Source organism: Sphingomonas sp. Leaf230, assembly GCF_001421745.1.
In the GTDB taxonomy this organism is placed as follows: Bacteria; Pseudomonadota; Alphaproteobacteria; order Sphingomonadales; family Sphingomonadaceae; genus Sphingomonas.
Genome location: NZ_LMKW01000011.1, coordinates 248,900 through 262,591 on the forward strand (window position 1 = coordinate 248,900; position 13,692 = coordinate 262,591).

The 13,692-nt window shown below is 66.5% G+C and carries 12 protein-coding genes; 6 read left to right on the forward strand and 6 right to left on the reverse strand.

The features are described 5' to 3' along the window. Positions 1-116 precede the first annotated feature (116 nt). Positions 117-1,646 (reverse strand): F0F1 ATP synthase subunit alpha, encoded by a 1,530-nt coding sequence (gene atpA / locus ASE82_RS15390; RefSeq protein WP_055873607.1) that lies wholly within the window; start codon positions 1,644-1,646, stop codon positions 117-119. A gap of 4 nt (positions 1,647-1,650) precedes the next feature. Next, positions 1,651-2,220 carry a F0F1 ATP synthase subunit delta gene (locus tag ASE82_RS15395; protein WP_056065179.1) on the reverse strand — a complete coding sequence of 190 codons (570 nt, stop codon included), beginning with the start codon at positions 2,218-2,220 and terminating at the stop codon, positions 1,651-1,653. 333 nt (positions 2,221-2,553) lie between these two features. On the opposite strand from ASE82_RS15395, the gene ASE82_RS15400 reads away from it, so the two are divergent. Continuing rightward, positions 2,554-3,231, forward strand: coding sequence for a dienelactone hydrolase family protein (locus ASE82_RS15400; RefSeq protein ID WP_056065180.1), 678 nt, complete (start codon positions 2,554-2,556; stop codon positions 3,229-3,231). Between the two features lie 280 nt (positions 3,232-3,511). Here ASE82_RS15400 and ASE82_RS15405 read toward each other — a convergent pair whose 3' ends face one another. Beyond that, entirely contained in the window at positions 3,512-4,357 is an 846-nt protein-coding gene (locus tag ASE82_RS15405) for an oxidoreductase (protein WP_056065181.1), read from the reverse strand. 113 nt (positions 4,358-4,470) lie between these two features. Here ASE82_RS15405 and ada point away from each other — a divergent pair, with 113 nt between their 5' ends. Next, a complete protein-coding gene (ada, locus tag ASE82_RS15410) occupies positions 4,471-5,517 on the forward strand; it encodes a bifunctional DNA-binding transcriptional regulator/O6-methylguanine-DNA methyltransferase Ada (protein ID WP_056065183.1) in 1,047 nt (348 codons plus the stop codon). Here the strand turns inward: ada and ASE82_RS15415 are convergent. Further along, positions 5,493-6,995 (reverse strand): S1C family serine protease, encoded by a 1,503-nt coding sequence (locus tag ASE82_RS15415; RefSeq protein WP_082441591.1) that lies wholly within the window; start codon positions 6,993-6,995, stop codon positions 5,493-5,495. The two genes, ada and ASE82_RS15415, sit on opposite strands and share 25 nt — an antisense overlap. Positions 6,996-7,139: 144 nt before the next feature. Here ASE82_RS15415 and ASE82_RS15420 point away from each other — a divergent pair, with 144 nt between their 5' ends. The 3 genes from ASE82_RS15420 to ASE82_RS15430 all read left to right on the forward strand — a co-directional run bounded on the left by ASE82_RS15420 (position 7,140) and on the right by ASE82_RS15430 (position 11,857). Further along, positions 7,140-8,684, forward strand: coding sequence for a CpaF family protein (locus tag ASE82_RS15420; protein WP_056065184.1), 1,545 nt, complete (start codon positions 7,140-7,142; stop codon positions 8,682-8,684). A 498-nt stretch (positions 8,685-9,182) separates the two neighbouring features. Then, on the forward strand, positions 9,183-10,406 hold the full coding sequence (locus tag ASE82_RS15425) for a hypothetical protein (protein ID WP_056065191.1): 1,224 nt from the start codon (positions 9,183-9,185) through the stop codon (positions 10,404-10,406). 8 nt (positions 10,407-10,414) lie between these two features. After that, on the forward strand, positions 10,415-11,857 hold the full coding sequence (locus ASE82_RS15430; protein ID WP_056065193.1) for a hypothetical protein: 1,443 nt from the start codon (positions 10,415-10,417) through the stop codon (positions 11,855-11,857). 15 nt (positions 11,858-11,872) lie between these two features. Here the strand turns inward: ASE82_RS15430 and ASE82_RS15435 are convergent, their stop codons facing one another. Further along, a complete protein-coding gene (locus ASE82_RS15435; RefSeq protein ID WP_235524745.1) occupies positions 11,873-12,049 on the reverse strand; it encodes a hypothetical protein in 177 nt (58 codons plus the stop codon). Positions 12,050-12,073: 24 nt separating this feature from the next. Further along, complete coding sequence (phaR, locus tag ASE82_RS15440; RefSeq protein WP_056065197.1) at positions 12,074-12,616, reverse strand: polyhydroxyalkanoate synthesis repressor PhaR; 543 nt, start codon at positions 12,614-12,616, stop codon at positions 12,074-12,076. A 77-nt stretch (positions 12,617-12,693) separates the two neighbouring features. On the opposite strand from phaR, the gene ASE82_RS15445 reads away from it, so the two are divergent. Further along, positions 12,694-13,689 (forward strand): alpha/beta fold hydrolase, encoded by a 996-nt coding sequence (locus ASE82_RS15445; protein ID WP_235524746.1) that lies wholly within the window; start codon positions 12,694-12,696, stop codon positions 13,687-13,689. Positions 13,690-13,692: the final 3 nt, after the last annotated feature.

The window sequence follows — 13,692 nt, forward strand, 5'->3', positions numbered from 1 at the left end:
CCTGCTCCCTCGCCCCTCCGGGGAGAGGGTTGGGGTGAGGGGCTGCCACGGGAGCGGCACCTCGCGGTACTACCCCTCACCCCGACCCTCTCCCCAGCGGGAAGAGGGAGTTTTACTTAAGCGAAAGTCTTCGCGAACGCTTCGAGCGCTGCCTTCAGCTTGTCCTTCGCCTCGTTACCCAGGTCGCGGGTATCGCGGATCAGCTTCAGCACGTCGGCGTGGTTCGCGCGCATGTCGGCCAGTAGCGCCTGCTCGTAGCGCGTCACGTCGGCGACCGGCACCTTGTCGAGATAGCCGCTGGTGCCAGCGAAGATCGACACGGTCTGTTCCTCGAACGGCAGCGGCGAGAACTGCGCCTGCTTCAGCAACTCGGTCAGGCGCGCGCCGCGGTTGAGCAGCTTCTGCGTCGACGCATCGAGATCCGACCCGAACTGCGCGAACGCCGCCATCTCGCGGTACTGCGCCAGCTCGAGCTTGATCGAACCCGACACCTTCTTCATCGCCTTGGTCTGAGCCGCGGAGCCGACGCGCGACACCGACAGACCCACGTTGATCGCCGGACGCACGCCCGAGAAGAACAGGTCGGTCTCGAGAAAGATCTGGCCGTCGGTGATCGAGATCACATTGGTCGGGATGTACGCCGAAACGTCGCCCGCCTGCGTCTCGATGATCGGCAGCGCGGTCAGCGAGCCGCCGCCATTCGCGTCCGACATCTTCGCCGCACGCTCGAGCAGGCGGCTGTGAAGATAGAACACGTCGCCCGGATACGCCTCACGGCCGGGAGGACGACGCAACAGCAGCGACATCTGGCGGTAGGCGACCGCCTGCTTCGACAGATCGTCGTAGCAGATCAGCGCGTGCATGCCGCGATCGCGGAAATACTCGCCCATCGCGACGCCGGTGTACGGTGCGAGATACTGGAGCGGTGCGGGGTCCGACGCGGTCGCGGCAATGACGATGGTATATTCCATCGCGCCATTCTCTTCGAGCGTCTTGACCAGCTGTGCGACGGTCGAGCGCTTCTGGCCGATCGCGACATAGACGCAATACAGCTTCTTCGACTCGTCGTCGCCGGCGTTGGCGATCTTCTGGTTGATGAACGCGTCGATCGCGACGGCGGACTTGCCGGTCTGGCGATCGCCGATGATCAGCTCGCGCTGGCCGCGGCCGACCGGGACGAGTGCGTCGATCGCCTTGAGACCGGTCTGGACCGGCTCGCTGACCGACTGGCGCGGGATGATGCCCGGTGCCTTCACTTCGACGCGGCTGCGCTCGGTGGTGTGGATCGGACCCTTGCCGTCGATCGGGTTGCCGAGACCATCGACAACGCGGCCGAGCAGCTCCTTGCCGATCGGCACGTCGACGATCGTGCCGGTGCGCTTGACGATGTCGCCTTCCTTGATCTCGGAATCGCTCCCGAAGATCACGACGCCGACGTTATCGGCCTCGAGGTTGAGCGCCATGCCCTGCACGCCGTTCGAGAATTCGACCATCTCGCCGGCCTGGACGTTGTCGAGGCCGAAGATGCGCGCGATGCCGTCGCCGACGCTCAGCACCTGGCCGGTCTCGCTGACCTGGGCCTCGGTGCCGAAATTGGCGATCTGATCCTTGATGATCTTCGAGATTTCTGCGGCGCGGATATCCATTAGCTTAGCCCTTCATCGCGTGCGCGAGAGTGTTGAGACGCGTCTTGATCGACGAATCGATCATCTGGCTGCCGACGCGGACGACGAGTCCACCCAGCAACGATGGGTCGACGCTGAGGTCGACGGAAACTTCACGGCCGACGCGCTGGCGGAGCTGATGCTTCAGCTCGATCACCTGCTCGTCGGTCAGCGGATGCGCGGACGTCACCTCGGCGGCGATCTCACCGCGATGCTGCGCGGCAAGTGTCCGGAATGCCTTGATGATCTTCGGCAGCGCGCCAAGCCGATGGTTCTCGGCGAGGACGCCGAGGAAGCTCTTGGTGGTCGCATCGACACCGAGTTCGTCGGCGACCGCGGAGACCGCCTTCACGGCAGCGCCACGCGACACCATCGGGCTGGACGTCAGCGTACGGAAGTCCTCCGACTGCGCGAGCGCGTCGCGCACGTTCGCCAGGCTCGATTCGACCGCGTCGATCGTCTTGGCGTCACGGGCGAGTTCGAACAGAGCCAGCGCATAACGCCCGCCCAAGCTCGCCTGAATGGCGCCGCCGACATTACCGGGGGATGTCTCCACGGACCTTTGAATCCTCGCCTGAAACCGAAAATAGTGCCGCCCCATGGGGGAAGAGGGCGCGAAAGCACCTCTCATGGGACGCGGCGCGGCTAGCATCGGGTTCGCGGATTGGCAACCCGGCGGGAGGGCTAGAGGGGCGGGTTTGTGACTGTTTTGTCATTGATCAGGGGTTGAAAGGCCACGATTCCTCTCCTCTCCGTCATCCGCGCGCAGGCGGGGATCCTTATCTTCTGGAATCGGCGCTTTCACCGCACGGCCTGCCACTATGGGTTCCCGCCTCCGCGGGAATGACGGTATTGGCAGGCGTTACGACCAATCGACGAGGACGCAAGAATGACCGGCACGATGGAAACGATGACGATGTCCGACGGCGCGACCGTCGCGGTCTATCATGCGCAGCCGACCGGCGAGCGCCGCGGTGGCCTCGTGCTGGTGCAGGAGATCTTCGGCGTGACCGACCACATCCGCAACCTGTGCGACGAGTACGCCGCCGACGGCTACGAAGTCCTGGCCCCCGCGCTGTTCGACCGCGAGCATCCTGGCTTCGAGGCGGACTATTCGGGCGACGGCCTCGCGCGTGGCGTCGAACTCGCGCGGCAACTCCACCCGTTCGACCTGTCGCTGAAGGACGTCCAGACCTGCATCGACACGCTCGCCCCCGCCGGGCCGGTGTTCGTGGTCGGCTATTGCTATGGCGGCTCGGTCGCGTGGTTCGCTTCGATCAAGCTCACCGGCGTCGCGGCGGCGAGCGGCTATTATGGCAGCATGATCCCGGCGGCGGCGGACGAGGAACCGAAGGTGCCGGTGATCCTGCACTTCGGACGCCACGACCACGGTATCCTGATGGAGGGGGTCGAGCAGGTGATCGCGAAGGATTGGCCCAACGCGACGGTGTATGTCTACGAGGCGGGCCACGGGTTCAACTCGGACCGGCGTAAGGATTATCACGAGCCGAGTGCGGATTTGGCGAAACAGCGGACGCTGGACCTGTTCCGCGCCAACGGCGGCTGAGCGGCTGCATCCTATTGACACCACCCCGGCGAAGGCCGGGGCCCAATTGGAAAGGTGGCAATAATTGGGGGACGCGCTCCGTTAGCAACGTCCCCCCAATTGGACCCCGGCCTTCGCCGGGGTGGTGGCTCTCGTAGAGTGCTCACGAGGAAGAATCCGGCGCAGGGCAGCATCACAGACGTGAAGGCCACTCCCTGCTTCCTTGTTCTCCCGCGAAGGGGGGAGCCCAGTCTGGGTCCCCGCCTTCGCGGGGAAACAATTCTATTTCGCTCGGTCGAGATTACTTCTCTAGAAAATCCGCCCCCAAACTGTCCGCCTTATGCGCCTCGATCTCCTTCAACCGCGCCGCCAGCTTCGTCGTCACCGCATCATACCCCCAAGCCCCCAGCACCAGATGCCGCGGCGGGTTCGCATCCTCGGTCAGCGCAATCATAGCTTCACCGGCCCGCACCGGGTCACCCGCCTGCGTCCCGCTAACCTCCCGAGTACCATCCAGCCGCTTGCCCGCCGTATCGGCGTAGTCCGCGATCTTCACCGGCGTCTGCTTCAGCGAACGCCCAGCCCAATCCGTCCGGAACGGCCCCGGCTCCACGCACGTCACCTCGATCCCAAGCGGCTTCACCTCGGCGAGCAGCGCGTCCGACCACCCCTCCACCGCATGCTTCGACGCGGCATAATAGCCCGACCCCGGGAACCCGACCTGACCCGCCACCGACGTAATGTTGATGATATTGCCGCTTTTCTGCCCACGCATCACAGGCAGAACGGCCCGCGTGAGCGCGAACAACCCGAACACGTTCGCATCGAACTGCGCGCGGATCTCGGACTCGACGCCCTCCTCGACCGACGCCTGATAGCCGTAACCCGCATTGTTCACGAGCACGTCGATCCGCCCGAACTTGGCCTTGGCCTGCGCCACGGCATCGTCGATCTGCACCTGCTCCGTCACGTCGAGCGACAGCGCCAGCGCACGATCTTCGGCACCCTCCGTCAGATCGGCGACCCGATCCGCATCCCGCGCGGTCACCACCGCACGCCAGCCGCGCGCGAGCACGAGCTTGGCGAGTTCGCGACCGAAACCGGTCGAGCAGCCGGAAATGAACCAGACGGGCGTGTCGGAGGCCATGAGACATCTTTCGTTAGGGGATATGCACGGAAGAACGGCCGGACCACCGATTGGCTCCGCTTTGACCGCAAGCCACGGGATGCGCGCGCCGCGCGACCGGCTATACCGATCCAATGAGCACCGCCCCCGACACTGACACCGCCTGGACCGCGTTCGAGCGCCGCGACCGCGCGTGGGACGGCCGGTTCGTCGTCGGCGTGAAAACCACCGGCATCTACTGCAAGCCAAGCTGCCCCGCGCGCCACCCCAAGCGCGAGAACGTCACCTTCCACCCCGACGCAGCCAGCGCCCGCGCCGCCGGCTTCCGCGCATGCCTGCGCTGCACGCCCGACGAAGTCGGCCGCGACCGCACCGCCGTCGCCGCAGCCATCGCGCTGCTCGAAGCCGCCGAAGACCGCCTCTCGCTGGACGAGGTCGCCGCCAAAGTCGGCTACGCCCCCCATCATTTCCACCGCCTGTTCAAGCGCGCCACCGGCGTCACCCCAGCCGCCTATGCCCGCGCGCTCCGCACCGGCCGTGCGGCAAACGCATTATCGAAGGATTCGACCGTGACCGAAGCGATCTACGACGCCGGCTATTCCGCCCCCAGCCGCTTCTACGAGGCGGACGCGAAACGGCTCGGCATGGCGCCCAGTGCCTGGGCGCGCGGCGGCGAGGGCGTCACGATCCGCTGGACCACTGCCGACACGAGCCTGGGCGCCTTGTTCGTCGCCGCCACCGACAAGGGGTTGTGCCGCGTGTCGTTCGACGAAGACGCGGACGAACTCCGCCGCCGCTTCCCCAACGCCACGATCGAGCTCGGCGACAAAGCCCTCGCGGACCTGACGGCACAAGTCGTCGCGGCGGTGGAATCCCCCGAGCGCGACCAAGACCTCCCGCTAGACGTCCGCGGCACCGCGTTCCAGGAGGCGATCTGGCAAGCCCTACGCACCATCCCGATCGGCGAAACCCGCACCTACAGCGAACTCGCAGCCCTGGCCGGCCGCCCCGCCGCGGTCCGCGCCGCCGGCACCGCGTGCGGCCAGAATCCCGTGTCGATCGTCATCCCCTGCCACCGCGCACAGCGGATCGGCGGTGCACTGGGCGGCTATGCCTACGGGCTGGACCGCAAGCGCGCACTACTCGCCTCCGAGGCTCAGCGCGCCGACTTGCAGGAATAGACGAGCTTCTCGTTCGGCAACGGCGGCAACACCGCACGCACCGCAGCCTGCTGCCCCGTGAGCCGACTCAACGCCGCCTCATCCATGTTGCACACGTTCGGTACGACGCCCCGCGCGGTCCGCGCTGCTTCCATCCCCGCCGCCGACATCAGATAGCGCGTGTTCGAATAGACGCGCGTCGCGGGATCGAACGACAGCACCGAGACGGTCTGCTCGGCGTCGGGCACCAGCACGCGGTCCCAGCGACCATTCGCGCCGACATATTGCGTCTTGCCGTTCACACACCCCTTCGCGCCCCAGTCGATCGGCACGTCCTCGCTGGACGAGATCGTGATCCGGCTGCGCTCCGGGATCAGCGTGCACATCAGCTTGCCGAGCGCGGCATCGGGCGTCGATATTCGCGTCTTGGGCAGCGCGGACAGCGGCACGTCGACCTCGCCCGAAGGCCGCAGCACGAATACGACGATCGCGACCAGCACGCTCAGCCCGCCGATACCCAGCGCCCACACCGCCTGCCGCCGCTGGCCACGCGATTCGAGCAGCCCCGCGCTTCCGATCACCAGCGCCCCCGCCACCAGCAACAGCCCGGCAAGCGCCATGACGTTCTCGCGAGCCCGCCCGGCCTCGGTCCGCGCCTTCTCCAGCGCGACCTCGCGGGTCATCGCATCCTGCGTCGCCGCGTCGCGCTTGGCCGACGCCGCATCGGCGGTCGCCTTCGCATCCGCGTCGGCGTCCTGCCGCAAGCGATCCTCGATCGACGTGCATCCCGTTCCGATCGACGCATAAGGCTGTTTCGCATCGCGCAGAAAACCGGCCAGCTCGGTATCCGCTATCGCGAACCCGAACGTCGAATCGCCCTCCTCGCCGCGCGTGATCGCCGAATTCACCCCGATCACCCGCCCACACCGGTCAAGCAGGGGACCACCTGAATTGCCCCGGGCGATGCTCGCCGTGTGCAGCAGAACCTCGACGCTACTCAACACCCGGCGACCGGAGAGCACGCCCTCCGACCGCACTGGCGTCATCGGCCGGATATAATCCGCTGCTGATCGCGCCGTCGCCAAGTCGACGTTACCGGGGAAGCCGAGCGACACCACGGGGTCGCCCTCGGTCATCGGCCCGGTATACAGCGCGCTCGGCGGCAGGCGCGCGCCGGTGAACTCGATCAGCGCCAGATCGCGCTGCGAATCATACGCGATCACCTTGCCCTGGTAGGATTTGCTGCCCTCGGTCGGGACGATGCCGACGACGACGTTGTCGGGATAGCGCTCGGCGAGATCGACGACGTGCGCGTTGGTGACGATCCGGTTCGGCGCGATCGCGAAGCCGCTGCCATGGCCGAAGCCGACCACCTGGTCGTCGACCACCGCGATCGTCACGACGCGCACGACGCCGCGCCCGGTGGCGGCGATGTCGTCCGCAGATGCGGAGCTCGCCAACCCGAAGGTGAGCGCGAGAAGAAGCAGCAGGCGGATCATGTGCCTGCCTTCGGGGAGTTCGCGGCGGCGATCAACCCTGACCATCGCACCGCGCGACAGCGGCGCTTTCACGCGCCTGTTTTGGTTAGCAAATTATCAAGCCTTCGCGCCTAACCCGGTCGGCATTCATCCAGGGATACAGGCATGAGCGCATTCGGGCGTCGTAATGGCATCAGCGGGGGGCAGTCGGCCCGTCCCGCATTCGGCGTCGCGCGTCCGATGCAGGGAAGCTCGGGCAGCAATCCCGTGGCGCGCGCGGAACCCGAGGGCGGTGCCCAATTCCCGCCGATCGATTCGCTGCCGATGCCCGGGGAGACTGACGGGTTCAGCTCGGGCATGATGCCCGCCGGACAGCTGGACGCGATGCAGCGCCTGTCCGATCGCCAGAATGCGAGCGGGGAAGCGGGCAACAGCCGGACCGAGGGCTTCGAACAGTCGATCCACAAGATCAAGGAACAGGTGCTCCCGCGCCTGCTCGAACGCGTCGACCCGGAGGCCGCGGCAACGCTCAACAAGGACGAGCTGGCCGAGGAATTCCGTCCGATCATCGGCGAAGTACTCGCCGAGCTGAAGCTGACGCTCAACCGCCGCGAACAGTTCGCGCTGGAAAAGGTGCTGGTCGACGAACTGCTCGGGCTCGGACCGTTGGAAGAGCTGCTGGCCGATCCGAACATCACCGACATCATGGTGAACGGCCCCGACCAGACCTATGTCGAGCGCAAGGGCAAGCTCGAACTCGCGCCGATCCAGTTCCGTGACGAGGAGCATCTGTTCCAGATCGCGCAGCGGATCGTCAATTCGGTCGGCCGTCGCGTCGACCAGACCTCGCCGCTGGCCGATGCGCGTCTGAAGGACGGCTCGCGCGTCAACGTCATCGTGCCGCCGCTGAGCTTGCGCGGCACGGCGATCTCGATTCGTAAATTTTCCGCGAAACCGATCACGCTCGACATGATGGCCGGGTTCGGCTCGATGTCGCCCAAGATGGCGACTGCACTGAAGATCGCGGGCGCCTCGCGCTTCAACGTCGTGATCTCGGGCGGTACCGGCTCGGGCAAGACGACGATGCTCAACGCGCTGTCGAAGATGATCGACCCGGGCGAGCGCGTGCTGACGATCGAGGACGCCGCCGAGCTTCGCCTGCAACAGCCGCACTGGCTACCGCTCGAAACGCGTCCCGCCAATCTCGAAGGCCAGGGCGAAATCTCGATCCGCGATCTCGTCAAGAACGCGCTGCGTATGCGTCCCGACCGGATCATCCTAGGCGAAATTCGTGGCTCCGAGTGTTTCGACATGCTCGCGGCCATGAACACCGGTCACGACGGTTCGATGTGCACGCTCCACGCCAACTCCCCACGCGAGGCGCTCGCGCGTATGGAGAACATGGTGATGATGTCCGACATCAAGGTGCCGAAGGAAGCGATCTCGCGTCAGATTGCGGATTCAGTCGAGCTGATCATCCAGGTGAAGCGCCTCCGCGACGGCTCGCGCCGGGTGACCAACATTACCGAGGTGATCGGCATGGAGGGCCCGGTGATCGTCACGCAGGAGCTGTTCAAGTTCGAATACATGGACGAGTCGGCGGACGGGAAGATCCTGGGCGAGTACCGGTCGATGGGGCTGCGGCCGTATACGCTGGAGAAGGCCAAGCAGTTCGGGTTCGACCAAGCGTATCTGGAGGCGTGCCTGTAGGGGCGAAGCGTGCCGAAATCGAGTATCTCTAGCTCCACTTCCACCACCCCGGCGAAGGCCGGGGCCCAATTGGGAAGGTACCAAAAACGGGGTGCTGCCCGACGTTATCACCGTCCCCCAACTGGGCCCCGGCCTTCGCCGGGGTGGTGTGCTCTGCAGGCGTTGCGCGCATCTCGGTTGGGCCTTCATCGGCCTGATTATCACCAGTTTCCTAGAGCTAGGTTCGGCAGGCTAGCCCGCCTTATACCGTTCCCTCGCGAACGCGGGGGGCCAGGATCCACGAACGTCTCCGCTTGTGACACTGGCCCCCCGCGTTCCTGGAAGGACAATTATTGTTTCGCCAGGCCAGGCTTAACTGGACCAAGATAAAGCGCACCGTGCCAAGCGGATACTGTCTCGCAGGCAAGCACGCCGCATCGCTATCCACCCCGTCTCCGCCCCGCCCCGGCGAAGCCCCCGCTTGTACCCGTCCCCCGACTCGCTAGGGGACAGCGCCACATGCGTCGTGCCCTGCTCACTCTCGTCCCGCTGATCGCGGTCCTCTTCGTCTCGGCGCGCGAGCCCTCGAAATCCGCTCCGGCAACCGCGACCTCCCCCGCCGCACGCGACCGCGGCGTCTACCATCTCGCGGCGGACGCCGAAGCGCGCTGGATCGCGTTCGACCTCACCCCCGGCAACCAGATCCGCTTCAAGATGCAGCTCGACGGCCGCGACGTGACCGCGATCCTCGACACCGGCGTCAGCTACACGCTGCTCGCCAAGGCCTCTTCCGCGGTCGATCCCGCCAAGCTGGTCGCGGGTGGCAGCGCGACCGCGATCGGCGGATCGGTCGCACTCGGCTGGATGCCGACGCGCTCGGTCGCGCTCGGGGGCCTCGCGCGGACCGGCGGCGGCGTGACTGTCGCCGATCTGCCCGCGATCGCCACGGGCAGCGCGTCCGCGGTCGACCTGCTGGTCGGTGCCGACATGCTCGCCGGCCATGCGCTCGACATCGATTACGCCGCCAAGCGCTTCCGCCTGCTCCGCTCCGGCCGCCTGCCGTTCAAGGGCGAGAGCGCACCGCTGCGCGTCTCCGCAGAACGCAGCGTGTATGAAAGCGCGCTCACGCTGGGCGGCCGGCGCCTCGCGCCGATCGTGGTCGATACCGGCGACGGCTCGTCGATCACCGTCACCGCGGCGGGATGGCAGGCGGCGGACCTGAAGGCGTTGCGCACCACCAGCGCGATCGCGTTCGGGCTCGCCGGCCCGGCGGTCAGCGGCCTTGCGATCGTTCCCGAGATTCGCGTCGGCGAGATGATCGCACGCGAGGCCGAGGTCCGGATCGAGCCGGCCGGCGGCTTCTCGCAGGCGATCGGCACCGCCGGGCGGATCGGCTCCGGCTTCCTCCAGAATTACCGCGTCCTGCTCGATCCCGGCGCACGGCGCATGGTGCTCAGCCGAGGTCCCAAGGCCGACCTGCCGCCGCCGCGTTCGACCAGTGGCCTGCTCATCGGCATCGAGAAGGACCGACTGAAAGTCCTTCACGTGATGCGTGGCGGCCCGGCGGCGGCATCGGGCTGGAAGGACGGCGACCTGATCTGCACGATCGACGGCACACCCGTCACCAGCGGCTATTCGACGAGCCCGATCGCGTCATGGACGGCGGGTATGCCCGGCCGTGTCGTGACGCTCGGACTGTGCGACGGCACCATACGCAAGCTCGAATTGACGCATTTTTATTAGGACTGCCCATGTTTAGCCTGCGTCACCGATCGGGGCAGGCAATTCTGCTGCTCCTCGTCGCCTTCGCGCTCCGTAGTCCGTTCTTCGGCAATCCGGTGATCCATAGCGACGAGCAATTCTACCTGCTGGTCGGCGATCGCCTGCTGCACGGCGCATGGCCATTCGTCGACATCTTCGATCGCAAGCCGGTCGGCCTGTTCCTGATCTTCGCCGCCATCCGCAGCGTCGGCGGCGATGGCGTGCTGATGTACCAGCTTGCCGCGACGCTCGTCGCCACCGCCACGGCATTCCTGGTCGCGCGGATCGTCAGCCGCCTGTCTTCCGATGATGCGAACCCGGTGGCGAGCGTCGGCGCGGCGCTGATCTATCTCGTGTGGATCATCGTGTTCGACGGTGCGGGCGGGCAGTCGGCAATATGGGGCAATGCCTTGATGGCGGCCGCCGCGCTGCTGGTGCTCGATACGACGCGCGGCCACCGGCATATCTCCTTGCGCGGTGCCGGTGCGATGCTGCTGATCGGCCTGGCGATGCAGATCAAGTACACCGCCATGTTCGAGGGGATATTCTTCGGCCTGACGCTGGTGTGGGCCGCGTATCGCGAGGGGCGGTCTATCGGTCGCCTGGCGGCCGATGCCGGATTGTGGATCGGCGCAGCGCTGTTCCCGACCGCGCTTGCCTGGGCAGTCTATGCCGCGGCCGGCCACGGCGACGCCTTCGTCTTCGCCAATTTCCTGTCGATCTTCGGTCAGCAGGACGACGATACGCTCAGCTCCAACCTGCTGAAGCTGCTGGGCGGCGTGGGCATGAGCCTGCCGCTCGCCTGGCTTGCGTGGCGTGGCCGTCGGGCGGGAAGCTTCGCGCTCGGATGGCTCGCGGCAGCGGTGATCGCGATCCTCATCATGCACACGTTCGAGCTGCTCTATCTGCTGCCCCTCGCGCTGCCGCTGTCGGTCGCGGCCGGCACGGGGCTGAGCAGCCCGACCGTCCGCACGACCATGGTCCGCCTTGCCGCCGTACTGGTGTTCGGCGCGCTCGCGGCGACAATCATGACCAGCGTCCGCATCGGACGGCGCGGCAATGCGCGCCAGATCGCGGAACTTGTCCAGATGATCGGCCAGCAACCCCGCGGCTGCATGTTCGCCTATGGCAGCGAACCGATCCTCTATTTCCTGACCCGGTCCTGCCTGCCGACGCCGTATATCTTCCGGAGTCATCTGGGCCAGGCGGCCGAATCGCACGGCACGGGGATCGATCCGGTCGTGGAAGTCGCGCGGTTGCTCGCAGCCCGGCCCGGCGTGATCGTCGTACGCGCGCCCAAGCCCACCACGAACCTCGCGACCCAGGCGCTCGTACTGCGCGCGATCGCCACGCGGTATCGACTGGTCGGCTCGGTGAAGATCGGCGGGTTGCCGCAGAGCGTCTATCGACTGCGCACCGACGCTGCCCGTTGACGAGGCGCGGTTACCTCAGGTCTTGAACGCGAGGCCGATCGTCACCGCGAGTCCGATCAGCGCCAGCATCTGGACGGTCGGCCAGTCGACCCAGCCCACCGAATCCGGGTCGCGCCGACGGCGCCGTCTGCGTTCGCCAAGCCCCGCCACAACGGCCAGCACGGCCAGTCCGCCGCTTGCACTCCACAACACCGGCGCCCCCATCAGTCCAAGCGTTCAGCCGAGCTTCTCGACCTTTTCCTGCAACTTGGCGAGTTCGTTGCGCAGCGCCGCAATCTCGTCGTCCTTGCTGGCGGCGGGTGCAGGCGCAGGTGCGGGCGGCGTCATCGCCTGTGTTGCGGCGTCGAACATCTCGAGGTTGCGCTTGGCGATGTCGGCGAAGGGCGAGTTCGCGAACGCGCCTTCGACCGCGGACTTGAACTGGTCGTGGTTGCGACGGAAGCTGTCCATCGACGCCTCCAGATAGCCGGGCACCATCGTCTGCATCGAATCGCCGTACATGGAGATTAGCTGGCGCAGGAAGTTCACCGGCATCATCGTCTCGCCGCGGCTCTCCTCCTCCATGATGATCTGCGTGAGGACGTTGTGCGTGATGTCCTCGTCGGTCTTCGCATCGACCACCTTGAAGTCGCGTCCCTCGCGAGTCATCGTCGCGAGATGATCGAGCGTGATGTAGGATGACGACTCGGTGTTATAGAGCCGCCTGTTGGCGTACTTCTTGATGATGACGATTCCGTCGGCAGCCTTTTGCTTCTTCATGGATCCCCCGTCTTATGTTTGAAACGGAGGCTACAGTCTTTGATGACGCACCGCAACAAGGTCCGAGGCCCTTACCCTTGTTCCTTTCCGTGCTGCGCAACGAGACTGCAGCATCGCCGGAACGCATGGCCCGCGCGCTAGCGGGATTGCGCGCTTATCAGGGCGCACCGCGAGAGGAACGCCCTGTTCCGCGGCCTGCGATCCACCGCGCCGGCCGGGTCGCGCTGCGCGACTATGGGGGCGAAGGGCGTCCCGTCGTGTTCGTACCATCGTTGATAAACCCGCCTGACATCCTCGATCATTCGCCCGAGTCTTCGCTGGTGCAATGGATCGCCAAGCAAGGATTCCACGTTTGGCTGGTCGACTGGGGATCGCCCGGCGACGCGGACCGCGACCTCGATCTGGCGGCGCATGTCGAGCGGTTGCTCGTCCCGCTGCTCCAGGCACTCCCCGAGCCGCCGGTACTGGTCGGCTATTGCCTCGGCGGTACGCTCGCACTGGGCGCCGCTGCGATCACGCCCACCGCCGGTGTCGCGACGATCGCCGCCCCGTGGCACTTTGCTGGTTATGGCGAAGGCCGTCCCACGCTCGCCGCGACCTGGGCCGCGGTCCAGCCCGCCGCCGCGATGCTCGGCCTCCTCCCGATGGAAGTGCTCCAGGCCGGCTTCTGGCAACTCGACCCGACACGCACGATCGCCAAATACGAAGCCTTCGCCGATCTCGCCCCAGACAGCGACGCGGCCCGCGCATTCGTCCGGCTCGAGGACTGGGCCAACGCCGGCGCGCCCCTACCCTACGCCGCCGCCGCCTCGCTGTTCGAGGACTGCATCGCCAACGACCTGCCCGGCAAGGGCCGCTGGGAGATCGCTGGCACCCCGGTCGCCCCGCTCACACTAGCCTGCCCCACGGTCGAGTTCGTATCGCTCAGCGACCGCATCGTCCCCGCCGCCACCGCGATCGGCCTCGCCGACCGCCGCGATCTTGGCGCAGGCCATGTCGGCATGATCGTCGGCCGCTCTGCACGCGCGCGCCTTTGGGAACCGCTCGCCAACTGGATCGCCGCGCTCGGCTGACCT

Excerpts from the sequence above, each read along its gene's own strand:
- ASE82_RS15420 (WP_056065184.1), top strand. The coding sequence starts at position 7,140 with ATGAGCGCATTCGGGCGTCGTAATGGCATCAGCGGGGGGCAGTCGGCC.
- ASE82_RS15425 (WP_056065191.1), top strand. The coding sequence starts at position 9,183 with ATGCGTCGTGCCCTGCTCACTCTCGTCCCGCTGATCGCGGTCCTCTTC.
- ASE82_RS15400 (WP_056065180.1), top strand. The coding sequence starts at position 2,554 with ATGACCGGCACGATGGAAACGATGACGATGTCCGACGGCGCGACCGTC.
- ASE82_RS15430 (WP_056065193.1), top strand. The coding sequence starts at position 10,415 with ATGTTTAGCCTGCGTCACCGATCGGGGCAGGCAATTCTGCTGCTCCTC.
- ASE82_RS15405 (WP_056065181.1), bottom strand. The coding sequence starts at position 4,357 with ATGGCCTCCGACACGCCCGTCTGGTTCATTTCCGGCTGCTCGACCGGT.
- ASE82_RS15415 (WP_082441591.1), bottom strand. The coding sequence starts at position 6,995 with ATGATCCGCCTGCTGCTTCTTCTCGCGCTCACCTTCGGGTTGGCGAGC.
- atpA (WP_055873607.1), bottom strand. The coding sequence starts at position 1,646 with ATGGATATCCGCGCCGCAGAAATCTCGAAGATCATCAAGGATCAGATC.
- phaR (WP_056065197.1), bottom strand. The coding sequence starts at position 12,616 with ATGAAGAAGCAAAAGGCTGCCGACGGAATCGTCATCATCAAGAAGTAC.
- ada (WP_056065183.1), top strand. The coding sequence starts at position 4,471 with ATGAGCACCGCCCCCGACACTGACACCGCCTGGACCGCGTTCGAGCGC.